Genomic DNA, 25,927 nt, shown 5'->3' with positions numbered 1-25,927 from the left:
CTCACACTCTAGAGCGCTCACGCCCCGGCAGCAGGAGCGCGACGAGGGTGCCGGCGGCGACGATGGCGGCCCCGGTCCAGACGGCAGGGACCAGGCCGGCGGCGTACTGGGTCGGGGACTCGTAGGAGCCGGAGGACGCGAAGACGGAGGCGAGTACGGCGACGCCCATCGCGACGCCGACCTCGCGGATCGTGTTGTTGGTGCCGGAGGCGACGCCGCGGTCGGCGTCGGAGGCACTGGCCATCACCACGCTCGCGGACGGGGCGAAGGTCAGACCCATGCCGATCCCGGCGAGGACGAACGGTGCGACCATGTCGCCGTACTGCGTGGTCGCCGTGGTGATCAGCGCGATCCACCCGAGCCCGACGGCCAGCAGCGCCTGCCCCGCGACGATCAGCGTGCGCGGACCGACGCGGTCGACGATCAGGCCGGCGATCGGCGCGACGACGAGCGGCGCCGCGGTCCACGGCAGCGTCCGGACGCCGGACTGGAACGGCGTGTACCCCTGCACCACCTGGAAGAACTGCGCCAGCAGGAACACCGCACCGAACACCCCGACCGCGAACGTGAACGCCACCACGTTCACCACGCTGAACGAGCGGACCGAGAACAGCCGCAGCGGCAACATCGGCGCCGGCGTACGGCGCTCCCAGCCGAGGAACGCGGCCAGCAGCACACCGCCCGCGACCAACGAGCCCAGCACACCCGCGGAGGTCCACCCGTCGTCAGCCCCGTGCACGACACCCCAGACGACGGACAGCACACCGGAGGTCGCCAGCACGAGTCCGACCAGGTCGAGCCGCTTCGCCGCACCCCGGGACTCGGTCAGCACCCGCGCGGCCAGTACGACGGCGATCGCGCCGATCGGAACGTTCAGCCAGAAGATCCACTGCCAGTTCAGGCCGTCGACGACGGCTCCGCCGACCACCGGGCCGACCGCGATCCCGAGGCCGGAGATGCCGCCCCAGATGCCGATCGCGGCGCTGCGCAGCTTCTCCGGTACGGCGCCCGCGAGCAACGTCAGCGACAGCGGCATCACGGCCGCGGCGCCGATGCCCTGGATCGCGCGGGCCCCGATCAGCATCCACGGCTCGCTGGCCAGCGCACACGCGGCCGAGGCGAGCGTGAACAGCGCGATCCCGGCCAGGAACACGCGCCGCCGGCCGAGCCGGTCACCGATCGCGGCCGCGGTCAGCAGCAGCGCGGCGAACGCGAGCGTGTAGGCGTTCACGAACCATTGCAGGTCCGACAGTGACGCGCCCAGCTCGGACTTGATCACCGGCAGCGCGTTCGTCACCACCAGGTTGTCCAGCGTGACCATGAACGTCGGGATCCCCACGGCGGCGAGCACCACACCGAGCCCACGGCGCCGCGGTACCGCCGCCACTTCCCTCTCGAGAGCGGTCGAGGTCATCTCGTACTCCTAGTTGTAATTGACTGATAACAAGCTTGATGACGAGAGTATGCATCCACTGATAACATGTCAAGGGAACGGAAGGAGCAGGTATGGCGACGAAGGTCCGGCTGACCGCCAAGGAGCGCGGCGACGAGGTGCTGCGGGCCGCGGTGCAGGCATTCGCCGCGTCCGGGTACGAGGGCACCAAGACCGACGAGATCGCGCGGCTGGCCGGGGTCTCGCAGCCGTACGTGATCCGGCTGTTCGGGACCAAGCAGCAGCTGTTCCTCGCCGCGCTGCACAGCGTCTGCGGGCGGATCGAGGAGATCTTCCGCGAGGCCGCGGCCGAGACGCCGGAGCTGAGCGCGCTGGGCCACAACTACAAGCGGCTGCTGTCCGAGCGCGAGCTCCTGCTCGTCCTCCTGCACGGCTTCTCGGCCAGCGGCGACCCGGCCATCGGCGACTGCGTCCGCGACCGCTTCGGCCGCATCTACACCCTGGTCCGCGACCTCACCGGCGCGTCACCCCAGGAGGCCCGCGAGTTCCTGTCCGCGGGCATGCTGATGACCGTCATGGCCGCGATGCAGGTCCTCGGCCCCAACGCCATCCCGATGCCCTGGGCCGAGGAGATCACCAACACCTTCGGCCAGGACACTCCCTAGTCGCGGCCGTTGCTGCGCCGACCCGTCCGACAAGCGTGGGATATTCTCGGAGCAGTAGTCGACATTGGAGGTGCGCCGTGACTGCTGACAACGCTGAACACTCCGGCCGATCGCGCGCGGCCGCGTCCGTCGACGAACTCTTCCGCGAGACTGCTCCGGTGCGGTCCGCCGAGGATCTCGCCGCAGACGGCGTGTTCGATGACGACGGAGAACTGCGCGAGTTCCTCGCCGACCTGAGCACGATGCGCCGGGCCGACGTCGCGTGACCCTACGCAGGATCGTGCTGGACACCGATGTTGCCTCTCTGAGCATCAAGAACGCGCTTCCACCTGCGTTGCTTCGCGAGCTGCTAGGTGCTCAGGTCGGCATCACGTTCGTCACCTTGGGAGAGCTGAGTCGCTAGGCCCACCTTCGCAACTGGGGGCCTTCCAAGGTCGCCGGGCTCGAGGCCTGGCTCAGCACCCGTCCGACGCTGCCATACACCGAAGCTGTGGCTCGGCGGTGGGGTGAGATCTCCGCTTATGCCACCAGACGAGGCCGTCCACGCCCTCAGAACGACAGCTGGATCGCGGCATGCTGCCTGGTTTATGACTTGTCGCTGGCAACGCTCAACGTCAAGGACTTCATCGACTTCGCGGAGTACGAGGGTCTACGGATCGTGGGACACGAGGACCACTAGTTTGCCGACGGCGCACTCCTGACGTCGCTTAGTCGCGGCCGAGTTTCTGGCCGGCTGCGAACCAGATGGTGGTGGCGGTGAGGGTGATGGCGGCGACTGTCACCAGGAGCGAGCCTGGTACGTCGGCGCCTCGGATCAGCGCGGTCGCGAGGGCGACGGCGGGTGTCAGGACGACGGCGATTGCCCCGGGCAACCACCAGCGACGGAGGGCGGCTCGGTGGACGCGGGCGTACGACGGCATCTGGCCGGCGAAGGCGGCTGCCAGGTGGACGACGACGAGCGCGGCCGCGGTGAGGACGAGGTCCCAGCTCGGCGCGGCGGGTCCGCGCAGCAGCCAGCCGAGAGCCACCACGAACAGGAAGATCATCCCGGCCAGCGAGTCGGGCAGGACGACCGTGCCGACCAGCAGCACCGCACCGGCGATCGGAACCAGATCCGCCTGATCCCACGGTTGCACCGCAGGTACGACGAGCGCGAGGATCCCCGCCGCCGCAATCACCAACCGGGCCACCAGCACACCACGCCCCGCCGCCCGCAACTGCGCGAGCCACAGGGTGATCTGCTCATCCGCGGTCATGAGCGGATCCTTGGAGCCGCAGACAGGCGGGAGGCGTCGCGCAGGACCTCGTCGAGGGTGCCGGCGCCTTGCCAGCGGACGGTCGGTACGCCGAGGTCGCTGAGGCGGTCGAGGTCGCGGCGGCGTTCGAGCAGCCGTACGCGCCAGGCGAGCGGCCAGGTACGGGCGTCGTGCGCGTCGAGATCCATGATCGAGGCGATGTCCGGCGGCAGCGTGTCGACGGCGATCACCGTGCAGCCGGAGTGCACGAGCGTGACGACGTACCCGAGGATCGTCGGCCGCAGCAGCGGACTGAGGACGAGCACCAGGCTGTCCGAACGGATCCGGTTGCGCCGCGCCAACTGCTCCTCGTCCTGCTGCCGGCCGCGCTGGTCCGCGTGCACGAGCGTGTCCAGGATCCGCCGCAGATGCCCGCGGCCGCTCCCCGATCGCACGCCGCGGAACAGACTCCCGGTGTCGATCAGCCGCACCCGGTCGCCGTTGCGCAGGTAGTGCTCGGCGATCGCGGCGGCGCCCCGGACTGCGGTGTCGAGACTCGAGGAGCGCCCGTCGATCCCTTCGCTGATCCCGATCTCACCGCCGGTGTCGACCAGGATCACCACCTCGGTGTCGCGGTCCGACCACGTCGACGTGACGTGCAGTTCCTGCGTCCGCGCGGACACCGCCCAGTTGATCCGCCGCAACCGGTCACCGGTCCGGAACGGCCGGACACCGGCCAGTTCCGTCCCTTCGCCGGGCCGTCGCGACCGGTGCAGCCCGACCAGCCCGGCCGGCCGCGGTACGGCGTCCACCGCCGCGAACCCCTCGCGCAGCGGCAGGGTCGTCACCGCCAGCGTCTCGGCCGACGTCACCTGGATCCGGTACGCCCCGACCGTCGACGTCGCCGCGACCGTTGGCCGATCCAACGAGCGCAGGCCCCACCGCTTCGACCGTACGCCGACCTCGAGCCGCACCGCACCGTGCGTCACCGGTTCGGCGATCGCGGCCTGCGGCGGGTCGAACTGGAACCACGCCGCCCGCGGCAGCGCGGCCACGATCAGATCGATGTCCGGGTCCACGGATCCCGAACTCGACGGCGTGACACGCAGCCGGTACGTAGTCCCCTGCCCTTCGAACAGCACGTCGGCGTCCAGCTCGGTGTGCACCTCGGGCCGCTCCCGAGGACGGAAGAACCGGCCCCACGCCGCCAGGAACGCCAGCGGCAACCCGAACACGGCGGCATCGGGTCGCCGCAGCAGGACGGCGACGGTGAGCAGCACCGCAGCGACGCAGATCGCCCGGATCTGCGCGTGCGTCGGCCGCCAGCTCATGCGCGGGCGACGGCCGGGCCCGACACGGTGGGCGGCGCCGCGACCGAGCCCAGGACCGCCCGGACGACCGTGGCGCCGGTGACCTCGTGCAGCCAGAGCTCTGGCCGCACGGTGATCCGGTGCGCCAGCGCGGCCACCGCGACCGCCTTCACGTCCTCCGGTACGACGTAGTCGCGGCCCTGGATCACGGCGTACGCGCGTGCCGTCAGCAGCAACGCCAGCGAGCCACGGGGCGACGCACCGACCAGCACCTGAGAGTCGCGGCGGGTCGCGGTGGCGAGGTCCACGCAGTACTGACCGACCGTGTCGTCCACCGTCACCGTCTCGACGGTACGCTGCGCCGCGAGCAGCCCCTCGGCGTCCGTGACCGCCTCGACCGACTGGTCCTCGCGACGGCGGCTCATCCGCCGGCGCAGCACCTCCCACTCCTCCGCGGGGCTCGGGTACCCGAAGCCGATCCGCAGCATGAACCGGTCGAGCTGCGCCTCCGGCAACGGGTAGGTGCCCTCGTACTCCACCGGGTTCGCGGTGGCGAGCACGTGGAACGGGCTGGGCAGCGGGAACGTCTGCCCCTCGACCGTGACCTGGTGCTCCTGCATCGACTCGAGCAACGCTGCCTGGGTCTTCGGCGGCGTCCGGTTGATCTCGTCGGCCAGCAGCAGGCCGGTGAAGATCGGGCCCGGGCGGAAGACGAACTCGGACTCCTTCTGGTCGTACACGAACGCGCCGGTCACGTCCGACGGCAGCAGGTCCGGCGTGAACTGCACGCGCCGGAACTCCAGCCCGAGCGCCTGCGCGAACGACCGCGCGGCCAGCGTCTTCGCCAGGCCCGGGTAGTCCTCGAGCAGCACGTGGCCGCCGGCCAGGATGCCCGCCAGCACCAGCTCCAGCGCCTCGGCCTTCCCGACCACGGCCTGGCTGACCCGCTCCAGCACCTGCCGGCTCAGTGCGGACACCTCACCGAGTGTCAACTCCGCCTCAGTCACTGCTATCCCTCACAGGTTCTCGATGGTGTGGATCGCGTACTCGATCTCGTCGAGGGACGCGGTGCGCTTGTCGTCGTCGGTCATCAACAGCCAGAGCCGGTCGCCGGTGATCGCCCGGGCGCGCTCGGGCTCGAGCTCCGGGTTCACGCCGTGCCGGTGCACCAGACGGTCGGTGGCCAGCTCCAGCAGTAGCGGCTGGATCCGGCGCTGGAAGGTCCGCGATCCCTCGCCGGCGCGTCGCTCGCGGCCCGACTCCAGCAGCCAGGTGGCGACGAACTGCGTGCGGTTGTCGCTGTTCCGGGCGCGGAGCACGGCCAGCTTGTCGTCGTTCCGGCCGGGCCAGCTCGTCTCCAGGATCTGCGGCACCACCAGCCGGATCGCCAGCGACGCCACCGCGACGGCGATCCCCGTCGCCACGAACCACAACGGCCGCGGCGCCATCCCGGCGGCGCTGAAGATCCCGACGAACAACAGGCTCGCCAGCACCGCCAGCCCGAGATGCTGCACGAGCAGCTTGCTCGGCCACAGCCGCCACTTCGGCTTGACCTCCGGCGGCGGCCCCTTCTCCTCCAAGGGAGACCAGCGGTACGACGTCATCGGGCAGCCTCGCCTGCGGTGAGCTCCTCGCGCAGTCGGAGCAGTGCCGCGCGGGCCTCCCAACGCGCCGGTTCGCTCGAGCCATGCGTGGAGTACCGGGCCTCGCGATACAACTCGCCGAGCCGGACCAGGTGCTGCTCGGAGATCCCGCCGACTCCGAGCACTCGCACGGTGAACTCGGCCGGTGTCTCGGACGGATCCCGCGGTACGCCGGCCGACGCGGCCGCCTGCTCCAGCGCGACCCAGCACGCGATGACCGAGTCCGTCGCCGTACCGCTGTCGATGCGCGCGAGCCCGGTGTCGACCGCCTCGGCCAGCCGCTCGGTCTTCATCCGCTCCCAATCGGGCTCTTCCGCCTCCAAATGCGGCAGCCGGACCCGGCGCAGGATCCGGACGATCACCACGATCACGAACGCCACTACCGCGGCAATCACCAGGTAGACCACGGCCTGCCACAGCGACAGCACCCACCCGGGCGTCCTGCCCGGCGGGATCGTGAGCCTCGGCGTCGGCTGCGACTGCGGCGGCGGGGTCGCGTTGAGCGACCGGGTCGGCAGCGGGCGCGGGCTCGCGCTCAGCGTGCTGTCGCTGACCGGGCGCACCGGCCCGCTCGCGGAGGCGAGCACGACGAAGCCGGCCACCACAACCCCCACGAGCAGCACGGCGACCACCGCGAGCGCACCCCGACGCTGCGTCTGCATCTCGGCAGGCTACCCCCTCAGAAGCCCGTGTCGAGGAACGGAAGCCGAGATGTGGAAAACGCTTCCGAGGCCGCGGCCAGCGCACCGGCGGTGTGCTCGGCGACCAGACCCGCGCGACCGAGCCGCTCCAGCGACGGGCGGCCGAGGTACACCGCGCCCAGGTCGCGCACGTCGAGGGTCAGGTCGGCGTCGCGCGACACCGACTCGCACGAGGCGCCGTCGAGTCCGCCGCTCAGGTGCCAGCGCCCCGCGTTCCACGGGAGGAAGTCGTCGACCACCTCGACCACGACGTCGATGTCCCGCGCGTACGTGCGGCCGGCGAGCGCGCGTCCGACATCGACCGGCCGGACCCACAGCCCGTCCCGGGTGATCGGCCTCGGCGCGCGCGGATCGAGCAGCAGGTCGAGCAGCGGGTCGTCCGAAGCGACCATCTCGCAGCGCGTCTCGCTGAGCAGATCCGGCTCGAGCAGGTACCTCCACAGGGCCGCGTGGGACGCGAGGTCGACCGCATGCACCCGCTGCACGTCGACGTACCCCTTGTCGGCCCGCCGCGTGCGGTAGTACGCGAAACCGGTGAGCTCGCCGTCCCGCTCGGCGACGACACAGCGGCGCTTGGAGGCGTTCCCTGAGTTGAGCGTGACGGTGTTGCTGATCGCGTACTCCTGCCAGCGCTCGTCGTGCACGAACAGACCGGGTCGCTCCAGGGCCAGCGTGTTCCGCAGTTCGGCGCAGCGGGCGCGGTTCTCGCGGATGTCGACGTGCCGGATCCGGACGTCGTCGATGCCGGCCACCGGGCGCAGTCCCCGCGACGCCTTGGGTACGACGATCTCCTGGTGGTCGGACGCCAGCCCGTACCCGAACCGCGGGTAGATCACCGGCTCGCTCGCGGTCAGCGCGGCCAGCGGTTCACCCGCCTGGTGGACGTCGGTCAGCTGCCTGCGCATCAGGTCGCGCAGGATGCCGCGCCGCCGGTGCGTCGGCCGGACGCCGACCATCGTCACGCCCGCGACCGGCAACTGCCCGCCGGGCACTGTCATCAGGTGCGAGAACGTCCCGGTGTGTCCGACGAGCTGCCCGTCCTCGCTCGCGACGACGCTGCGGTCCCGCTCCCACACCCGCCGCTCGGACTCGTACTGCTCGTCGGTCCACGGCGCCGAGAACGCCATGTCCAGGAGCTCCAGGAGCTCGTCCCATTCACCGGTGTACCGCCCGATCTCGATCGCCATGTCCCCTTGCCTATCAGACGACCGGGCGCTTCACCTGCCGTTTTTCACGGCACGCCCAGCTCTGGACTGATGAAAACCGTTTTCATATAATGCGGAGATGACCGCCCGAGCGAAAACCCCGTTGTCCTTGCTGGTGGGGCTCTCCACGACGTTGAGGGAGCCCGTGCTGGAGGCGATGACCGACGCCGCCACCGTGGTCGTGGCGATCGACCAGGACGACCTGCCGGGCCGGGGCGTGCTGTCCTGGCGGGTGCGGGACGCGTCGGGGCCGATCGACGCGGGCGAGTTCGCGGTCGGGGACGACTGCGGCGCGTGCCAGCTGATCGAGTCGCTCGTGCCGTTGCTGGAGACGCTCGCCGCCCGCGAGCACTGGGACCACATCGTGCTCGCGGCACCGCCGGCGATGGAGGCGCGGCCGCTCGTCGGCGCGCTGGTGTCCGCCCTGCCGGAGATCGCCGTCGACACGGTCACCTGCGTCGCCGACGCCGTGCTGCTCGTCGAGCAACTGTCCGGTGACGAGCTGCTCGCCGAGCGCGGCCTGGCCCTCGGCGTACCGGACCGGCGCAACGTCGCGGAGCTGACCGCCCGCCAGATCGAGTACGCCGACGTCTGCGTGCTGGCGAACGCGCATCGCAGTACGGCGGCCGCCCGGCTGGAGCACCTGCTGCTGCACCTGAACCCGCGAACCTCGGTGACGCCGGCGGACCTGGCCGGCGTGCCCCGCGGACCGGTCGCGCGGACCGGGCGGTTCGACTTCGACGCGGCCGAAGCCTGGGCCGGCGAGCTCGCGGCTTCGGATCGGGTGCAGCCGAGCGGCGATGGCGTGACGACGGTCCTGTGGCGGTCGGCGCGGCCGCTGCATCCCGCCCGGCTGAACGATGCGCTCGAGGACATCGTGGACGGTGTGGTGCGCAGCCGCGGCGTGGTCTGGCTGGCGAACCGGCCGACGCAGCGGGTGCGGTGGGAGTCGGCCGGCTACAGCGCCTCGCTGGGGACGCTGGGCGAGTGGTCCGAGACCGAGCACCTGGCCGAGTGCACCGTCGTCGCGACCGGCATGGGCCTGGACCCGGCTCGTCTGCAGGCGATCCTCGACGCCTGCCTGCTCACCGAGTCCGAGCTGGCCGACCTCGACTGGACGAGCCTCGACGACCCGTTCGCCGGGGTGCTTTAGCCAAGCAACGGGAGCCGGCCGGCGTGCTGGCCGAGCATGTCGTGGTCGGCCTCGTCGAGCGGCAGCCGTCCGGTGGCCTTCAGGACGTACGTCGTGGTGTCCCAGCCGATCACGTCCCAGGCCTCCGGACCGAACAGTCCGTCCAGCGTCCGCGCGGTGACCTGCAACGCCTCGGGATCGGGCTCCGGCGCGTCCGGCAGGCCGACGGTCAGGTCAAGATGGTGGACGGTTGCCTCGAGCACCAAGGTGGCCACGAGGTCGGTCGCCCGCAGGACATGGCCCTGGGTCTCGACCCGACGGCCCTTGGTCGCCAGGCCCGCCGCGGCCGCGCGGACCGCCGCCTCGGACACCTCACGCCAGTGCTGCACGAGCAGGCCGGGTTTGCGGTACGACGCCGCCACGCCCTGCACGAAGCTGGTGTCGCCGTCGGGGTTCGGCGGGAAGTCGTGCCAGTACGTCACGAAGTCCCGGTCCGGCTCGGCGACGGCCGGGCTGGCGAACGCGATCAGCGCGCGCTCGGCGTCGTACAGCAGGTGCACCAGCAGCGGACCGACCGGCATACCGGTGCAGCGGGTCTCGCGCTGGAAGTCCGCGTCGCTGAGCCCCTGCACCGTCTCGGTGAGCCGCCCGTAGGCTCGCCCCAGCGTCGCCGCCAGCCCCAGCGGCAACGCGCCGCGCTCGGGTGCCTTCATCCCGGCCTCCTCGGTGTGCTCTGACGAACTTAACCCGAGAACGCACCGAGATGTTCCGGACCGCCACCACTCACCAACCCACGCCGCCGGCCGGATGCGGGACCGCGCTGAGCGTGCGCCGCCCGAGGGGCGGCCGCTTGGTGAGTGATGGAAGTCCGCTCTAGGAGCGGGCTGTGTTCAGGTGCGCGGCGGCGACCGCCTCGAGGTGGCTGAGGTCGGAGGCCACCGTCGCGTAGGTGTAGCCCTGGTCCAGCCGCTTCTTCGCCGAGTCGCCGTCGAAGGTGTGGATGCCCGCCGCGATGCCGGCCTCCTGCGCGGTGCGCGCGATCAGCTCCACCGCCTCCTCGAACGGCCCCTCGACCTCCGGGTCGCCCGGGAACCGCGCCCCGAGCGCGAGGCTCAGGTCCGACGGGCCGACGTACACGCCGTCGAGACCGGGCGTCGCGCAGATCTCGGCGACGTTGCGCAGGCCGAGCGGCGTCTCGATCATCGCGAGCACGACGGTCGCGTCGTTGCTGTCCGCGGGCACCGGCCCGATCCGCAGCGCGGCCCGCATCGGACCGAACGAGCGCGCCCCCGCCGGCGGGTACTTCGCCGCGCGGACCGCCCGCGCCACGTCGTCCGCACTGTCGACCAGCGGCACGATCACACCGGTCGCGCCGGCGTCCAGCGCCCGCCCGATCGGCGTCGGGTCGTTCGCCTCGACCCGCACCATCCCGGCGGTCGGCCGCGGCCCGATCGCGGACCCGGCGTCGATCGCGAGCAGCCCGGTCATCAGCCCCTGGTACCCGATCAGGCCGTGCTGCCCGTCGAGCACCACATAGTCGTACCCCAACCGGGCGATCCGCTCGGCCGCCGGCGGCACGTCCAGCGTGACCCAGTACCCGACGAGCTTCTCCCGCGACCTGACCCTGCGCGCGAAATCGTTTGCATTCACGGGTTTAGCCTATCTACACCGGCGGGACGCCGTGTCGGCGGTGGGAGAACGTCCGGTCCTTGGACTGGGCCGCGGCGAGCCGGGCGATCAGGTCGGCGCGGAGGTCCTCCGGCTCGATGATCGCGTCGATGACCAGGTCGGCGGCCAGCCGGAGGATGTCGATGTCGGTCTCGTACTCCTCGCGCAGCTTGGACACGTACTCGACCCGCTCGCCCTCGTCGGCGATCTCCTGGATCTTGTTGTAGTACACGGCGTTGATCGCCGCCTCCGGACCCATCACCGCGATCTTCGCGGTCGGCAGCGCCACGCACGCGTCCGGCGAGAACCCCGGGCCGCACATCGCGTAGAGCCCCGCGCCGTACGCCTTCCGGACGATCACCGACACCGTCGGCACGGTCGCCTCGGACACCGCGGTGATCATCTTCGCGCCGTGCCGGATGATCCCGGCCCGCTCCACCTCGCTGCCGATCATGAAGCCCGGCACGTCGCACAGGTACACCAGCGGCACGTTGAACGCGTCGCACAGCCAGATGAACCGGGCCGCCTTGTCGGCGGAGTCGACGAACAGCACGCCGCCCTTGACCGCGGGCTGGTTCGCGACGATCCCGACCACCTGACCGGCGAGCAGCCCGAACCCGACCACGAGCTCCGGTGCGTACGCCGGTTTGATCTCGAAGAAGGTGTCCGCGTCCACGACCGCGTCGATCACGTCGTGGATGTCGAACCCGACGCTCTCCTCGGCCGGCACCAGGTCCCGGGTGAAGTCGCGGCCGGCGTCCGAGGCGTCGTACGACGGCGGCCGCGAGCGCCACGAGCCGGGCAGGTAGGAGAAGTACTGCTTCGCGAGCTCGATCGCCTCGGTGTCGTCGCTCGCCAGCAGGTCGCCGCAGCCGGAGATGCTGGTGTGCATCCGGGCGCCGCCCATCTCCTCCAGCGTGACCTTCTCGCCGACGACCATCTCGGCCATCCGGGGCGAGCCGAGGTACATCGACGCGTTGCCGTCGACCATGATCACGATGTCGCAGAACGCCGGGATGTACGCGCCGCCGGCCGCCGACGGGCCGAACAGGCAGCAGATCTGCGGGACCTTGCCGGACAGTGCGACCTGGTTGTGGAAGATCCGGCCCGCGCCGCGGCGGCCCGGGAACAGCTCCACCTGGTCGGTGATCCGGGCGCCGGCGGAGTCGATCAGCCAGAAGATCGGCAGCTCGTCGCGGATCGCGACCTCGGTGACCCGGACGATCTTCTCGACCGTCCGCGCACCCCACGAGCCGGCCTTCACGGTCGGGTCGTTGGCGACGATCAGCGCCGGGCGGCCGTCGACGAGCGCGCGGCCGGTGACGACGCCGTCGGCGGGCAGGCCGGCCTTCAGCGCGTTCGCCAACTGCGCGTCCTCGACGAAGCTGCCCTCGTCGACCAGCAGCGCGATCCGGTCGCGGACATACAGCTTGTTCTGGCTCGCGAGCTTCGCGGCAGCCTTGTCGGGCGGCGCCAGCGTCGCCTCGCGAGCGACCTTCACCTCGGTCCAGTGATCGCGCGTCATAAATGCCTTTCTACCTGCTACGTCCGAAGAACCGGACAGACCTCCCTCCAGTTCTTCGGACGTAACGATTCATTCGACGGGGAGGCCCACGCTGCGGGCGATGAGCATGCGCTGGACTTCCGACGTCCCCTCGCCAATCTCCAGGATCTTGGCGTCGCGGTAGAAGCGGGTGACCGGGTACTCCTCCATGAAGCCGTAGCCGCCGAAGACCTGGGTGGCGATCCGGGTCGCGGTCACCGCGGACTCGGTCGCGTACAGTTTGGCCACCGACGCGGCCTGCTTGAAGTCCGCCATCGACGCTCCGGCGTCCTTCAGCGCCGCGGCCCGGTAGACGAGCAGCTCCGCTGCGTCGGCCATCACCTTCAGGTCCGCGATCTGGAACGCGACGCCCTGCTTCCGCCCGATCGGTACGCCGAACGTCTGGCGCTCACCGGCGTACTGCACCGACATCTCCAGGCACGCCCGGAGACAGCCGAGCGCGACGGCCGCGATCGCGACCCGGCCGTCGTCGAGCGTGGCGAGGAACTGCGCGAACCCCTTGCCGCGCTCGCCGAGCAGGTTGGCCTCCGGGACGCGGCAGTTCACCAGCGACAGCGGGTGCGTGTCGCTGGCGTGCCAGCCGAGCTTGTCGTACGCCGCCTCCGCGGTGAATCCCGGCGTACCACTCGGGACGATGATCGTGGAGATCTCCGGCTTGCCGTCCGCACGCTCACCGGTGCGCGCGGTGACGGTGACGCAGCTCGTGATGCTGGATCCCGAGTTCGTGATGAACTGCTTCGAGCCGTCGATCACCCACTCGCCGCCGTCGAGCACCGCGCGGGTCTTGGTGGCGCCGGCGTCCGACCCGGACTCCGGCTCGGTCAGCCCGAACCCGGCCAGCTTGGTGCCCGCGACCAGGTCCGGCAGCCAGGTGGCCTTCTGCTCGTCGGTGCCGAAGGTCAGGATCGGGTTGATCCCGAGCCCGACCGCCGCCTCGAGCGTGATCCCCATCGACTGGTCGACCCGGGAGATCTCCTCGATCGCCACGCAGAGACTGGTGAAGTCGCCGCCCGCGCCGCCGTACTCCTCCGGCGCGGTCAGCCCGAACAGCCCGAGCCGCCCCATCTTCTGCACGACCTCCACCGGGAAGTAGTGCTTGCGGTCCCACTCGGCCGCGTGCGGCGCGATCTCCGCCTCCGCGAAGTCGCGAACGCTACGGCGGAACTCCTGATGCTCCGCGGACAACTCGAACATGCGGCACCCCTTCATGCTTGACGCTTACGTAAACGTAAAGCACGCTAGGCAGCATGCACAATAGCCAGGTGCCCGCAGAAACCTGGTCGATCGCCGAACTGGCCGCCGAGTACGACGTCACGCTCCGCACGATCCGGTTCTACGAGGACCGCGGCCTGCTCACCCCCGAACGCCGCGGCACCACCCGCGTCTACCACCCGCGCGACCGCGTCCGCCTCGCCCTCATCCTGCGCGGCAAACGCCTCGGCTTCTCCCTCGACGAGATCGCCAGGATCGTCGACATGTACGACGCCGAACCCGGCGAGGAAGGCCAGCTCGTCTACCTCCTCGACCAGATCACCCACCGTCGCACCGAACTCGAACAACGCCGCCGCGACATCGAGGAAACCCTCCAGGACCTCGCCGAGGTGGAGGCCCGCTGCCACGCCGACCTGAACACCCTCCGCAACCGCCAGGCAGCGTCCTCGTAGGCGCTAGCCCTGCTGCTCCAGGATTTCCTTTGCGCGATCGAGGGCGGCGACCTCGGTATTCATCGACTGCTGAACCGGCTTGGTCATCAGGAGCTTCTTGAGGCCGGACAGTCCGGCCGAGATTTTGAAGGTGACCTCGGTCCCGTCGGCCACCGGCGTGAAGCGGTAATCCCCGACCGGTCGCACCGGGCCGGCGATGACCTCGAACGCCAGGTGGCTGTCCGGCTCGAACGCCGTGACGCGGTAGTCCGACGGGATCGCGCGGCCGCCGGGTCCGGCGATCCGCTGGCGGTACGTCACCCCCGGCCCGATCGGTCCGTTCCGAACGATGTCCTTCACCAGTGGACGCCACTGCGGATCGTTCTCGCCGTCCGCGAAGTACGCGAACACGACCCCCACCGGCCGCCGGATCCGAACCGTGTGCACAGCCTCGGGCATGCCGCCCCTCCGATTCCGCCTACGTCCGGCGCCCGTACAACCAGTAGATGACCGGAGCCACGCCGAGGGAGTTGGACAGGGTGAGGAGCAAGGCCCACATCGGCTTGGGCCCGCGAACCTGAGCCGCAGGACGCCGCGCCAGATCGGCCAGCGCGACGGCCTTCAACACGCTCTCGACAACGACTCCCGCAATGACCAACCGCTGCTGCTGAGGGCTCAACTCAGCCCATTTCTTCCCGGCCATCCCTCCACGATGCCCCTGCAGTGCCCGCCTGACAACTCATCCCAGGCCGACCGTGATCGAGTCCGCCCGTACGGCGATGGCAACGTGGTGCGGATCCTCGACCTCGGAGCCGCACAGAACCCACCGGGTGCCTTCGGGTACGGCGGATTGGATGACGACCGCGCGTGGATGGGGGTCCTGGCGAGCCGAGTAGCACACCAGCACCACCTCCGCGGGTGCCTCGGCAGTGCGCAGCGTGATCTCGTCCGCGGCGTCGGGTGCCAGCTCGCGCGCCAAGCGTCGTACCGAGGGCTGCTCGTGCTCGTCCTGTGCCAGGTCGAGCAGCACGCGGCGGAAGACTTCGGCGAGCTCGTCACCGCCCAGGGTGATCCACTGCTGGACCAGCCGCCGGAACGCGGCCTCGCGGCCCCACCGACGGGCCCCGGCCGCGACGATGGCCGACCCGGCGCCGGCGAGGACCTGCGCGATGCGATGCACCGGGGCGCGGTCGGCATGATGCGGGTACCGCACCATCCGGATCTCCAGCATCGCCCAGTGCAGAAGGGCCTCAGCCACCCGGGCCGCACCTCCGAGCGCACGGCCTGCCGAAGGTGGCGGGACAGGCCGCCAGATCTTCGCCGAGGTCCGCGCATCGGCCGCCCGGCCGGCGTCGGACAGATGCCAGTGCGAGTCATGAGTCCAGGCGGTGGCACGGGCTGCGCGGATCAGCCCGTTCTGCCCGATCGTCAGCGCGGCGGCCGGATCGATGGTCACCCCGTCGGAGTCGTCGAGGTCGAACCGTACGTCGGTGATGCCGTCGAAACGCAGGTCGAGCTCCGCCGGCGGGACGTCAGCCGCGTCGAGCACGTACCGACGCTCCAACACCAGTAAGAGCCGACCTCGCAATCTCGTGCCCGAGCGCTCGACCACCAGCGTGCTGACGGCCGCCGTCGTCAGCACGTAATCGTTCCGGATCCGGGCCGCCACTTCCGCAGTCAGAGGGTCCTGGGTCGGCATGATGCGTCCCGCAGAGTCCCGTCCGTGCACGCCCTCCAGGTACGACGGCGGTGGCAGCTCGAGGTCGTACCCCGAGACCCTCAGCTGTTCGAGCACCCAAGCTCGGCGCTCGGACCCGAGATCCGCCATCCATCGCATGCCCTCCGCGGCCCGCTGCTCGCGGCGAGCACCACGAGCGAGGGCAGCCTTCACGAACGGGTACGTGTTGTTGTCCCAAACGTCCGAGACCTTGATGATCAGCTCCCGGTCGAACGTGCGCGCGTCCTGGGACGCCGCCGCGATCTGCTCCACCGATCGGTCGAGGAGCGCGCCCCAGGCCGCGATCGCCGAATCCGCCATAGGCGCGAGGTTATCGGCTGGGGGTGGGATCAGACGGCGACGGCGGTGGGGTGGAGGGCGGCGGCGTGGCGTTGGAGGGCCAGTGTGGCGAGGCGGGGGTCGGCGCCGAGTGGGTCCGCGATCTGGTGACCGTGGGCGTGGCGGTGGACGAGGGAGTTGAAGAAGCCTGGGGCCAGGAGATAGTTCGCCACTGCCACGCGGCCCGGGGTGCGGGCGAGGACGGCCGGGAGGCGGTCGCCGGCGCCGGACAGGTACCCGACGGTCACCGGGCGGTCGATGCGGCGCGCGAGGAGAGCCGCGGTTTCCTCGCAGTCCAGGAGCGCGCGGGGGTCGGACGAGCCGGCGGCCGCCAGTACGACGTGATCGATGCGGTTCAGGTCGCCGAGCCGATCGGCCAGAACCTCTGCCAGGACCGGATCCGGACCCAGCGCGCCGGCCGCGCGAACCCTCCCCGGATAGCGCCGCGCTTCTGCGGCGACATCGACGTACACGTGGTAACCGGCGCTGAGCAGCAGCGGGACCACGACGGCGTCGTCGGTGTCCGAGGTGATGCGCCGGACCAGCGACGGGAGCGCCGGAGTGAGGAGGTCCACGAAACCCAAAGAAATCGGGAGGTCCGGGCGTTGCGCGGCCATCTCCCGAACCAGGTCGTGGACGACGCGGATGCCGGCCGGGTCGGCTGTTCCGTGGGCTACCGCGACGAGGTCGGTCATGAGGGGACTCCGGCGGGTTCTACGGCGAGGCGGTAGCCGCGGCGGACTACTGTGCGGACCAGTTCGGGGCGGCCTACCGCTGTGCGTAGGCGGTTGACGGTGACCTCGACGGCGTGGACGTCTTCGGCGCCGGGGAGTACGGCGAGCAGCTCGGGGCGGGAGACCACGTCGCCGCCGGCAGCGACCAGGGCCGCGAGCACGGCGCGTGGGCCGGGGCCCAAAGGCAGGACGACGCCGTCGAGCACGGCCGCGCCGCCGCGGATGACCAGTTGGCCGAAGGCTGTCTCGATCGAGCGGGCGTTGTCGTCGGTGAGCCTGTCGGTGACGATCCGGATCAGCGCACCCAACCGGTACCGGTCCGGCACCAGCGGGTCCAGTCCGAGCGCCACGAAGGGTCCCGCGGTCACCGGGCCGACGCAGGCGTTCAGCACGCGACCGGTCCGCAGCGACGACGTCAGCTCGTCGTACTGCCCGTTCAGCGCCGCCGCGTCGAGCATCGCCTGCGCCCCGGGCGCGGACGTGTGGACGACAGCATCCACGGTGCCCGCGCAGACCTGCGAGATCATCCGCTCCACGAGCACCGGATCGGGCGACGGGCCCCACCGGTACACCTCGAGCCCGCGCACCGACGCGCCGGCCGAGCGCAGCGCGTCCTGCAGGGCGGGATCCGACAGGCCGTGCAGCTGTACGACGATCTTCCGCCCGCCGACGCCCTGCGCGCGCAGCCAGTCGACGACCTCGGCCGTCGTCTCCGATCGCGCCGACCAGTGCTCGACGAGCCCGGCCGCCCGGATCGCGCCGCGCGCCTTCGGGCCGCGGGCGAGGAGCCGCGACTGCTCCAGCGTGCCGAGCAGGTCCGCGGCCAGGCCCGCGGTGTCGGCCGCCTCGATCCAGCCGCGGAACCCGACCGCGGTGGTCACCACGACGTCGTCCGGCGGGTTCGCGATCACCCGCCGGGTCGCCTCGAGCAGTGCGTGGTCGTCCGCGACCGGCACGATCTGCAGCGTCGGCGCGTGCAGCACCTTCGCGCCGCGCCGCTCGAACGACGCGATCAGGTCCTCCGCGCGCCGGTGCGCGGTGATCGCGATCGTGCAGCCGCTGAGCGGCCCGGGCCTGGTCGTCACTGGGTACCCACCACGACCCGTCCGTCGACGATCTCGACCGGATATACGGGCAGGGACACGTCCGGATCGTCGAGGCACGCCCCGGTGCGCAGATCGAAGACCTGCTTGAACATCGGCGACGCCACCGTCGGTACGTCGCCGCGACTGCCGACGATGCCCCGCGACATCACGTTCGCCCCGCTGAACGGATCCTGGTTGCCGATGGCGAACACCTCGCCGTCGTGGGTGCGGAACAACGCGATCTGCACGTCCCCGAGCAGCGCGGCGACCCCGCGCTCGGGCAGCAGCGCGTCGACAGCACAGATCACCGTCGTACCAACGGCCGTGACACTCATCGGCGTACCTCCAATCGGGGGCCGGCCAGCAGGACCGGCTCCAGCTGCCCGCGTTCGGCCGAGGTGGCCGGGCGCGGCTGGTTGCGCTCGACCACGTACCGCAGGTCGGCGTCGGGCTGGTCCGGCGCGTTCACGAACGACACGAACCGGGCCAGCTTGTCGGGATCGTTCAGCGTCGCGCGCCACTCGTCGACGTACGCATCCACGTGCTTCGCCATCGCCGCGTCCAGGTCGGCCGCGATCCCGAGGCTGTCGTTGAGGACAACGTCCCGCACCTGGTCCAGACCGATCTCGCGCATCCACACCGAGGTCCGCTGCAGCCGGTCGCCGGTCCGCACGTAGTACATGAGGAACCGGTCGATCGCCTGGAACAGCTGCTCGTCGGTCAGGTCGGACGCGAGCAGTTCCGCGTGCCGCGGCGTCATCCCGCCGTTGCCGCCGACGTACAGGTTCCAGCCCTTCTCGGTCGCGATCACGCCGACGTCCTTGCCGCGCGCCTCCGCGCATTCGCGCGCACAGCCGGAGACGCCGAGCTTGAGCTTGTGCGGCGAGCGCAGCCCGCGGTACCGCAGCTCCAGCGCGATCGCCATCCCGACCGAGTCCTGGACGCCGTACCGGCACCACGTCGACCCGACACACGACTTCACGGTCCGCAGCGCCTTGCCGTACGCGTGGCCCGACTCGAAGCCCGCGTCGACCAGCCGTTTCCAGATCGCCGGCAGCTGCTCGATCCGGGCCCCGAACAGGTCGACGCGCTGGCCGCCGGTGATCTTCGTGTACAGGCCGAAGTCGCGGGCCACCTCGCCGATCGTGATCAGCCCCTCGGGCGTGATCTCACCGCCGGGGATCCGCGGGACGACCGAGTACGTGCCGTCCTTCTGCATGTTGGCCATCACGTGGTCGTTGGTGTCCTGCAGCGTCGCGCGTTCGCCTTCGAGCACGTGACCGGCCGGGTCGAGACTCGCCAGGATCGACCCGACGACGGGCTTGCAGATGTCGCAGCCGCGGCCGGTGCCGTGCCGCTCGACGATCTCGCTGAACGTCCGCAGCTCGGTGATCCGGACGACGTCGAACAGCTCGGCCCGGGACAGCGCGAAGTGCTCGCACAGCGCCTTGCTGACCTCGACGCCGGCCTTGGTGAGCTCGCTGTTCAGCAGGTTCTTGACGATCGGCAGGCAGGATCCGCAGGACGTGCCGGCCTTGGTCTTGCCGCAGACCGACTTGATGTCGGTGCAGCCCTCGTCGCGGACGGCGCAGCGGATCGTGCCGGCATCGACGTTGTTGCAGGAGCAGACGGGCGCGTCGTCGGGCAGCTCGAGCTGCACCGGCCCGGCGCCTTCCGGCAGCAGGAACGCGGCCGGGTCCGCGCCGAGCTCGCGACCGACCATCGGCCGCAGTCCGGAGTACGCCGACGCGTCGCCGACCAGGATGCCGCCGAGCAGCGTACGGGCGTCGTCGGACAGCACGAGCTTCTTGTAGACCCCCGCGACCGGGTCGGCGTACACGATGTCCAGCGCGCCCTCGGTGGCGCCGAACGCGTCGCCGAAGCTCGCCACGTCGACACCGAGGAGCTTCAGCTTCGTCGACGTGTCCGCGCCCGGGAAGGTCGCCTCGCCACCGAGCAACCGGTCGGCGACGATCTCTGCCATCGTGTAGCCGGGGGCGATCAGGCCCCAGACCCGCCCTTCGATACAAGCGACTTCGCCGATCGCCCAGACACCGGGAACCGACGTCCGGCAGGCCTCGTCGACCACGACGCCGCCCCGTTCCCCGATCTGCAGCCCCGCTTCGCGACCGAGTTCGTCACGCGGCCGGACACCGGCCGCGAACACGACCACATCGGCGGGCAGATCGGGGCCGTCGGCAACGCCCATCGCACGCGCCGCGCCCTGCGAGGTCAGCTTCACGCGCTGACACTGCGTCCCGGTCAGGACGTCGACGTCGAGGCCCTCGATCAACCGGGCCAACGCGGAACCGCCGCCCTCGTCGACCTGCAGCGGCATCAGCCGCGGCGCGAACTCGACGACCTTCGTCCCGGCGCCGAGCGCCCGTAGCGCACCGGCCGCTTCGAGGCCGAGCAGGCCGCCGCCGACCACGACGCCGTTGACCTGCTTGCCCTCGCTCTTCAGTCGCTCGACGTACACCCGCAGCGCGGCGACGTCGTCGATGGTCCGGTAGACGAAGCAGCCTTGCGCGTCGTTGTTCTTCACCGGCGGCACGAACGCCGCGGAACCGGTCGCCAGTACGAGCTCGTCGTACAGGACCTCTTCGCCGCGGGCCGTCGTGACGGTCATGGCCTTGGTGTCGATCGACGTGATCTGGACGCCCTTGCGCAGGTTGACCGCTGGGTCGTCCCAGAGGCCCGGGTCGCCGAGCGAGAGATCGTGCGGGTCGCGGCCGGAGAAGTAGCTGGTCAGTGCGACGCGGTCGTACGGCAGCCGCGGCTCCTCGCCGAAGACCGTGATCCGGTAGGTGGTCTCGGTGTCGCGTTGCCGGAGCGCCTCGACCAGCCGGTGGGCGACCATTCCGCCACCGACCACCACCACGTGCTTGGCCTTGTTCAGCTCTGCCATCGTCGCCCTCCTGCTCGGGACTGGTTCGGTCTCGCCGCGCCGGAAGCGGTCGAGCAGTTCGCCGACGGCGCCGGTGCAACTGCCGCACCCGGTCGTCGCCCGCGTCGTGGCGGCGATGCCGGCGACACTGTCGGCACCTCCACGCCAGGCCGCCTCGATCGCGACCCTGGTGACGCCGTTGCACCTGCAGACGGTCGCCACCTTCTTCTTCGTCGGTACGGCGGGCGGCGTGCCGAGCAGCCCGTCCGCGACCACCGGCGTGCCCCGGTCCGCCAGCAGCACCAGCTCCGCGGCGACGTCCGGCGCACCGACCGCAACGGCCGAGCGCACCACGCCGTCACGCAGGACGGCTCGTACGTAGCGCGCGTCGTCCTCGAGCCGCACCACCTCGCCGTCCTCGTCCTTGTCGCCGAGGACGAGCAGGTCGAGTCCGCCGGCGGTCACCCGCACGACCTCGTAGTCCGGCAGCTGGGCGGCCTCGCCGGTCAGGTGTTTCGCCAGCGCCTCGGCCTGTGTCCATGCGGACTCGACCGTGCCGGTCAGCCGGCCTTCGATCTCGGCACAGTCGCCGATCGCGTGCACGCGCGGATCGTCCGGGCTCGTCAGCGTGCCGTCGACGACGATCCCACCGCGCACCGTCAGGCCGTCCGCCAGCTCGGTTCGCGCGCGCACACCGCACGCCACGACCAGGAGTTCGCCGTACACCTCGGAGCCGTTCCGCAACCTCAGGCGGCGAAACCGGCCGTCCTTCGTGTCGGCGCCGGCCAGCTCCGCGTTGAGGAGCACCTCGGCGCCGAGCCGCCGGACGGCGCGCGTCACCCTCCGTCCCGCGGACGGCCGAACCGTCTTGTCCAGAAGGGTTTCCCCGTCGTGGACCAGGGTCACCGCGACGCCGCGTTCACGCAGCGCACAGGCCGTCTCGACGCCGAGTACGCCGCCGCCCAGCACCACCGCGCGCCGTACCTGCGCCGCCTCGGCGACGATCGCCTCGGCATCGTCGGCCGACCGCAGCGTACGAATGCCCGCCGCCGGGCCGACTCCTTCCGGCACAACCGGCACCGCGCCGGTCGCGAAGACCAGCCGGTCGTACGGATACTGGCATCCCTCGGCGTCTGTCACCACCTGTCGCCGCCGGTCGACCGCGACCGCGATTGCTCTCGGCTCGTTGCCGCGAGCAACCTCTGCGCGGCCCGCGACGTACTCGGTCAGCCGGCCTCTGTTGTACGACGGCTCGTCGCCGAGGACCGTCACGTCGTCCGGCGGCAGCAGCTCGGCCAGCCGCCGGCCGGCCATTCCACCGCCGATGATCACTACTCTCATGCCGGCACTCCCGTCGCTGGCAGGGCAGCGGCGGTGACTTCGACGGCACACGCCTTGAACTCGGGCATCCGCGACACCGGGTCGAGGACGTCGTTGGTCAGCTCGTTGACCGCCTCCGCGCCACCGAAGTGGAACGGCACGAAAACGGTGTCCGGCCGGACGTCGGCCGTCACGCGGGCCGGCAGCACCATCGACCCGCGCGCCGTACGCAGCCGCACCGGGCGGCCGTCGCCGATCCCGAGCTGCGCGGCGACCCGCGGGTGGATCTCGGCGTACACCTCCGGCTCGGCCTCCGCCAGCTCCGGAACACGCCGCGTCTGCGCACCGCTCTGGTAGTGCTGCAGCAACCGCCCCGTCACCAGATAGAGCGGTGCGTCGGCGTTGAGATCGTCCGCCACCGGCCGGTGATCGACCGGTACGACGTGGGCCCGGCCGTCCGCGGTCGGGAAACCGTCGGCGAACAGCCGCGGCGTGCCCGGATGCCCGTCGTGCGGCACCGGCCAGAAGAGCGCCTCGTCCGCGTCCAGCCGCGCCCAGGAAATCCCGGAATAGTCGGCCTTTCCGCCGGCGCTCGCCCGCCGCAGCTCCTCGAACACTTCGCGGGGGTCGGCGGAAAACCCTGCGATTCCGAGCCTTTCCGCGATCCCCGCGAACACCGCGAGGTCGCTGCGCACCTCACCCGGAGCGGTCGCCGCGGCACGCCGCCGCAGCACCCGCCCTTCGAGCGACGTCATGGTGCCTTCTTCCTCGGCCCACTGCGTCACCGGGAACACCACGTCCGCCAGCAGCGCCGTCTCGGACGGCACCACGTCTGCGACCACCAACAGATCCAGCGCAGACAGCCGTTCCCGCACCGAGGCGAGATTGGGCGCCGACACCAGCAGGTTGCTCCCGTGCACGAACAGCGCTTTCGGACCATCCGCCGTACCGAGCGAATCGATCAGCTCGACAGCGCTCTTCCCGGACCGCGGCAAGTCCTCGGGGTCCATACCCCAGACCTGCGCAACGTGCGAGCGTGCCGCCGGGTCCTCGATGCTCCGATACCCGGGGAGCTGATCCGCCTTCTGCCCGTGCTCGCGCCCGCCCTGCCCGTTCCCCTGCCCGGTGATGCACCCGTATCCATTCCCCACCCGCCCGGGCAACCCGAGCGCCAACGCGAGGTTGATACAAGCGGTCACCGTGTCCGTGCCCTTGCTGTGCTGCTCGGCTCCACGTCCGGTGAGGATGAACGCCCCGGCGCCGCCGTGCACCGGTGCGGCCGCGGCCAGCACTCGAGCGGCCCGCCGGATCGTGGCGGCGGGCACACCAGTGACCCGCTCGGCCCGCTCCGGCCACCACGACGCCGTAGAACGAATCAGCACGTCGGGGTCGTCGACCCGTTCGGCCAGGAATGCGGTGTCCGCCAAGCCTTCCTGCAGTACGACGTGGGTGAGCGCGAGCACCAGCGCGAGGTCCGTCCCCGGCGTTGCCTGCAGGTGAATGCCGGCGTTTTCCTCGGTCAGGCCTGCGGTGGCGGAGCGACGCGGGTCGACGACCAGAAGTCCACCCGAGTCGCGTGCGCCCTGCAGATGTGCCACGGCCGGCGGCATGGTTTCCGCGATGTTGCTGCCGACCAGCAGGACAGCACCGGCCCCGCCCAGATCGGCCAGCGGAAACGGCAGTCCGCGGTCGATCCCGAACGCCCGGTTCGTCGCCGCCGCGGCGGACGACATACAGAACCGGCCGTTGTAGTCCACGTTCGCGGTCCTCAGCGCCACCCGGGCGAACTTGCCCAGCGCGTACGCCTTCTCGTTCGTCAGCCCGCCGCCACCGAACACGGCGATCGCGTCCCGCCCGTGGGCGGCCTGCAGCGCCTCGATCCGCTCGGTCACGAAGTCCAGCGCGGCGTCCCAGCTCGTCTCCACCAGGTCGCCCGCCGCGTTGCGGACGAGCGGCACGGTCAGCCGGTCCGGCACCGTAAGGACCTCGGGCGCCGTCCAGCCCTTCCGGCACAACCCACCCCGGTTGGTGGGAAAGTCGCGAGGCCGCACCTCCACGGCACCCGGTCGCGCGACCGGGTGCAGCGTGGTGGCGCACTGCAGAGCGCAGTACGGACAGTGGGTAGAAGTCACACGCGCTCCTGGGTGAGCGGGCCACCCTTGCGCAGGTAGCAGAAGTACGTCACCGCGAGGCAGACCACGTAGAAGCCACAGAACACGTACAGCGCGGGGATCAGCGAGCCGAAGTGGCTCGTCGACATCGCGAACCCGCGCGGGACCAGGAAACCGCCGTACGCGCCGACCGCGGAGGCGATCCCGATACAGGCCGCCGCCTCCCGCCGGGCCCGGCCCGGGTCACCCGGCGTGGTAAGCCGGAAAACCGCCGGAATCATCCGGTACGTCGACCCGTTCGCGATGCCGCTGGCCACGAACAGGACCAGGAAACTGAGCAGGAACGCGGGGAAACTTTCCGCCTTCAGCGCGAACACCGCGGACAGGATTCCGAGGCCCATCACCACGAACGAGCAGACCGTCACCCACGCACCGCCGACCCGGTCGGCGAGCCTGCCGCCGAACGGCCGCGAGACCGACCCGACCAGCGCGCCGAGGAACGCGTAGTGCGCCGGCGTGATGTCGGGGAACGTGGTCTTGATCAGCAGCGGAAACGCGGCGCCGAAGCCGATGAACGACCCGAACGTGCCGATGTAGAGGAACGAGATCACCCACGTGTGCGGTCGCTTCGCCGCGGCGATCGACGTCCGGAACGACGAGTTCGCGACCGACAGGTTGGCCATCGCCTTCCAGGCCCAGAACGCGGCCAGCACGATCAGCGGCAGCCACATCAGGCCGGACCGGTTCAGCGACAGACCGGCGCCGGCGACGATCACCACCGGGACCAGCAGCTGCACCACGGCGACGCCGAGGTTGCCGCCGGCCGCGTTCACGCCGAGCGCGAAGCCCTTCTCCTTCTCCGGGTAGAAGAACGAGATGTTCGTCATGCTGCTGGCGAAGTTGCCGCCGCCGACGCCCGCGGTCGCCGCGACCAGGCCCATCAGCCAGAACGGCGTGTCCGGCTGCGTCATGAAGTACGCCAGCCCGGTGGTCGGGACGAGCAGCAGGAGCGCCGAGAACACCGTCCAGTTCCGCCCGCCGAACCGCGGTACGGCGAACGTGTACGGCAACCGCAGCGTCGCGCCGACCAGGCTCGGCAGCGCGACCAGCCAGAACAGCTGATCGGTGCTGTAGGTGAAGCCGGCCTTCGGCATCGACACCACGACGATGCTCCACAGCTGCCACACCGAGAAACCGAGGAACTCGGCGAAGATCGAGGGCCACAGGTTCCGCCGGGCCAGCGCCCGGCCCTTCCCGGCCCAGAACGTGGCGTCCTCGGGATCCCAGACGTCGATCCAGCGCCCGCGCCGCGGCGCCTCGACCGTACCCACCGCGCCACTGCCGTCTGTCTGGCCGCGGTTGGCGACGGTCGCTTGTCGTGCCTCGAGCGTCATCGCAAGTCTCCGATCATCCGACCTCACTGATTAGGCCTGGACGTTATGACCGGGGTGTTTCCGAGTAGTCATCTTGTTGTTACGCCGCCGAAACGGCTCCCGCACACCCGCGGCCGGGTGGTGAGAGATCTGCGGGTGCCGCTGGGTACTGTTCGGTCTCAGGGCGGGATCGGAGACCGAG

24 protein-coding genes are annotated in these 25,927 nt (G+C 70.9%); 4 read left to right on the top strand and 20 right to left on the bottom strand.

Features of this window, described 5'->3' with window-relative positions:
• Window position 1: 1 nt before the first annotated feature.
• A complete protein-coding gene (locus ACWEOO_RS25160; protein ID WP_452145085.1) occupies window positions 2-1,414 on the bottom strand; it encodes a DHA2 family efflux MFS transporter permease subunit in 1,413 nt (470 codons plus the stop codon).
• Between the two features lie 92 nt (window positions 1,415-1,506).
• Between ACWEOO_RS25160 and ACWEOO_RS25155 the strand changes: the two genes are divergently transcribed.
• Window positions 1,507-2,058, top strand: a complete 552-nt coding sequence (locus ACWEOO_RS25155) for a TetR/AcrR family transcriptional regulator (RefSeq protein WP_452145084.1) — start codon at window positions 1,507-1,509, stop codon at window positions 2,056-2,058.
• Window positions 2,059-2,135: 77 nt separating this feature from the next.
• Window positions 2,136-2,324, top strand: coding sequence for a hypothetical protein (locus ACWEOO_RS25150; RefSeq protein WP_359935139.1), 189 nt, complete (start codon window positions 2,136-2,138; stop codon window positions 2,322-2,324).
• A gap of 441 nt (window positions 2,325-2,765) precedes the next feature.
• On the opposite strand, the gene ACWEOO_RS25145 is transcribed toward ACWEOO_RS25150, so the two are convergent.
• The 6 genes from ACWEOO_RS25145 to ACWEOO_RS25120 are packed head-to-tail and all read right to left on the bottom strand — an operon-like array spanning window position 2,766 to window position 8,134.
• Window positions 2,766-3,314 (bottom strand): hypothetical protein, encoded by a 549-nt coding sequence (locus ACWEOO_RS25145; protein ID WP_452145083.1) that lies wholly within the window; start codon window positions 3,312-3,314, stop codon window positions 2,766-2,768.
• The gene (locus ACWEOO_RS25140) at window positions 3,311-4,624 is read right to left on the bottom strand and encodes a DUF58 domain-containing protein (protein ID WP_452145082.1); all 1,314 of its coding nucleotides are present in this window, start codon (window positions 4,622-4,624) and stop codon (window positions 3,311-3,313) included. Before ACWEOO_RS25140 ends, ACWEOO_RS25145 begins: the two co-directional genes overlap by 4 nt.
• Window positions 4,621-5,580, bottom strand: coding sequence for an AAA family ATPase (locus tag ACWEOO_RS25135; protein WP_452145081.1), 960 nt, complete (start codon window positions 5,578-5,580; stop codon window positions 4,621-4,623). The genes ACWEOO_RS25140 and ACWEOO_RS25135 overlap by 4 nt, the downstream gene beginning before the upstream one ends.
• A 39-nt stretch (window positions 5,581-5,619) precedes the next feature.
• Window positions 5,620-6,207, bottom strand: coding sequence for a hypothetical protein (locus ACWEOO_RS25130; RefSeq protein ID WP_452145080.1), 588 nt, complete (start codon window positions 6,205-6,207; stop codon window positions 5,620-5,622).
• A complete protein-coding gene (locus ACWEOO_RS25125) occupies window positions 6,204-6,908 on the bottom strand; it encodes a DUF4129 domain-containing protein (protein ID WP_452145079.1) in 705 nt (234 codons plus the stop codon). The genes ACWEOO_RS25130 and ACWEOO_RS25125 overlap by 4 nt, the downstream gene beginning before the upstream one ends.
• Before the next feature lie 17 nt (window positions 6,909-6,925).
• Window positions 6,926-8,134, bottom strand: a complete 1,209-nt coding sequence (locus ACWEOO_RS25120; RefSeq protein ID WP_452145078.1) for a GNAT family N-acetyltransferase — start codon at window positions 8,132-8,134, stop codon at window positions 6,926-6,928.
• A 97-nt stretch (window positions 8,135-8,231) separates the two neighbouring features.
• On the opposite strand from ACWEOO_RS25120, the gene ACWEOO_RS25115 reads away from it, so the two are divergent.
• On the top strand, window positions 8,232-9,305 hold the full coding sequence (locus ACWEOO_RS25115; RefSeq protein ID WP_452145077.1) for a CobW family GTP-binding protein: 1,074 nt from the start codon (window positions 8,232-8,234) through the stop codon (window positions 9,303-9,305).
• On the opposite strand, the gene ACWEOO_RS25110 is transcribed toward ACWEOO_RS25115, so the two are convergent.
• The 4 genes from ACWEOO_RS25110 to ACWEOO_RS25095 form a co-directional block, all read right to left on the bottom strand.
• Window positions 9,302-9,997, bottom strand: a complete 696-nt coding sequence (locus ACWEOO_RS25110) for a maleylpyruvate isomerase N-terminal domain-containing protein (RefSeq protein WP_452145076.1) — start codon at window positions 9,995-9,997, stop codon at window positions 9,302-9,304. The two genes, ACWEOO_RS25115 and ACWEOO_RS25110, sit on opposite strands and share 4 nt — an antisense overlap.
• A gap of 160 nt (window positions 9,998-10,157) precedes the next feature.
• Window positions 10,158-10,934, bottom strand: coding sequence for an HpcH/HpaI aldolase family protein (locus ACWEOO_RS25105; protein WP_452145075.1), 777 nt, complete (start codon window positions 10,932-10,934; stop codon window positions 10,158-10,160).
• Window positions 10,935-10,947: 13 nt separating this feature from the next.
• The gene (locus tag ACWEOO_RS25100; protein WP_452145074.1) at window positions 10,948-12,477 is read right to left on the bottom strand and encodes an acyl-CoA carboxylase subunit beta; all 1,530 of its coding nucleotides are present in this window, start codon (window positions 12,475-12,477) and stop codon (window positions 10,948-10,950) included.
• A gap of 69 nt (window positions 12,478-12,546) precedes the next feature.
• Window positions 12,547-13,710, bottom strand: coding sequence for an acyl-CoA dehydrogenase family protein (locus tag ACWEOO_RS25095; protein ID WP_452145073.1), 1,164 nt, complete (start codon window positions 13,708-13,710; stop codon window positions 12,547-12,549).
• 68 nt (window positions 13,711-13,778) lie between these two features.
• Here ACWEOO_RS25095 and ACWEOO_RS25090 point away from each other — a divergent pair, with 68 nt between their 5' ends.
• The gene (locus ACWEOO_RS25090; RefSeq protein ID WP_363710410.1) at window positions 13,779-14,180 is read left to right on the top strand and encodes a MerR family transcriptional regulator; all 402 of its coding nucleotides are present in this window, start codon (window positions 13,779-13,781) and stop codon (window positions 14,178-14,180) included.
• A 3-nt stretch (window positions 14,181-14,183) separates the two neighbouring features.
• Here the strand turns inward: ACWEOO_RS25090 and ACWEOO_RS25085 are convergent, their stop codons facing one another.
• Genes ACWEOO_RS25085 through ACWEOO_RS25045 form a run of 9 tightly spaced genes read right to left on the bottom strand, consistent with a single transcriptional unit; the run spans window position 14,184 to window position 25,746 of the window.
• On the bottom strand, window positions 14,184-14,618 hold the full coding sequence (locus tag ACWEOO_RS25085) for an SRPBCC family protein (protein WP_452145072.1): 435 nt from the start codon (window positions 14,616-14,618) through the stop codon (window positions 14,184-14,186).
• Between the two features lie 19 nt (window positions 14,619-14,637).
• Window positions 14,638-14,862: a hypothetical protein gene (locus tag ACWEOO_RS25080; protein WP_359935112.1), complete on the bottom strand. Its 225-nt coding sequence runs from the start codon at window positions 14,860-14,862 to the stop codon at window positions 14,638-14,640.
• A gap of 36 nt (window positions 14,863-14,898) precedes the next feature.
• Window positions 14,899-16,197: a hypothetical protein gene (locus tag ACWEOO_RS25075; RefSeq protein WP_452145071.1), complete on the bottom strand. Its 1,299-nt coding sequence runs from the start codon at window positions 16,195-16,197 to the stop codon at window positions 14,899-14,901.
• 29 nt (window positions 16,198-16,226) lie between these two features.
• Window positions 16,227-16,910 (bottom strand): sirohydrochlorin chelatase, encoded by a 684-nt coding sequence (locus tag ACWEOO_RS25070; RefSeq protein WP_452145070.1) that lies wholly within the window; start codon window positions 16,908-16,910, stop codon window positions 16,227-16,229.
• Complete coding sequence (locus ACWEOO_RS25065) at window positions 16,907-18,034, bottom strand: uroporphyrinogen-III synthase (RefSeq protein ID WP_355696452.1); 1,128 nt, start codon at window positions 18,032-18,034, stop codon at window positions 16,907-16,909. The genes ACWEOO_RS25070 and ACWEOO_RS25065 overlap by 4 nt, the downstream gene beginning before the upstream one ends.
• Complete coding sequence (nirD, locus tag ACWEOO_RS25060; RefSeq protein ID WP_359935106.1) at window positions 18,031-18,369, bottom strand: nitrite reductase small subunit NirD; 339 nt, start codon at window positions 18,367-18,369, stop codon at window positions 18,031-18,033. Before nirD ends, ACWEOO_RS25065 begins: the two co-directional genes overlap by 4 nt.
• Window positions 18,366-22,262, bottom strand: a complete 3,897-nt coding sequence (gene nirB, locus ACWEOO_RS25055) for a nitrite reductase large subunit NirB (protein ID WP_452145069.1) — start codon at window positions 22,260-22,262, stop codon at window positions 18,366-18,368. The genes nirD and nirB overlap by 4 nt, the downstream gene beginning before the upstream one ends.
• Window positions 22,259-24,373 carry a molybdopterin oxidoreductase family protein gene (locus ACWEOO_RS25050; RefSeq protein WP_452145068.1) on the bottom strand — a complete coding sequence of 705 codons (2,115 nt, stop codon included), beginning with the start codon at window positions 24,371-24,373 and terminating at the stop codon, window positions 22,259-22,261. The genes nirB and ACWEOO_RS25050 overlap by 4 nt, the downstream gene beginning before the upstream one ends.
• Window positions 24,370-25,746: an MFS transporter gene (locus ACWEOO_RS25045; protein WP_452145067.1), complete on the bottom strand. Its 1,377-nt coding sequence runs from the start codon at window positions 25,744-25,746 to the stop codon at window positions 24,370-24,372. The genes ACWEOO_RS25050 and ACWEOO_RS25045 overlap by 4 nt, the downstream gene beginning before the upstream one ends.
• Between the last annotated feature and the right edge of the window lie 181 nt (window positions 25,747-25,927).

The organism is Kribbella sp. NPDC004138 (genome assembly GCF_053603655.1).
The sequence above is the reverse complement of the archived record's forward strand: the minus strand, read 5'-3'. Positions and strand labels throughout refer to the sequence as shown.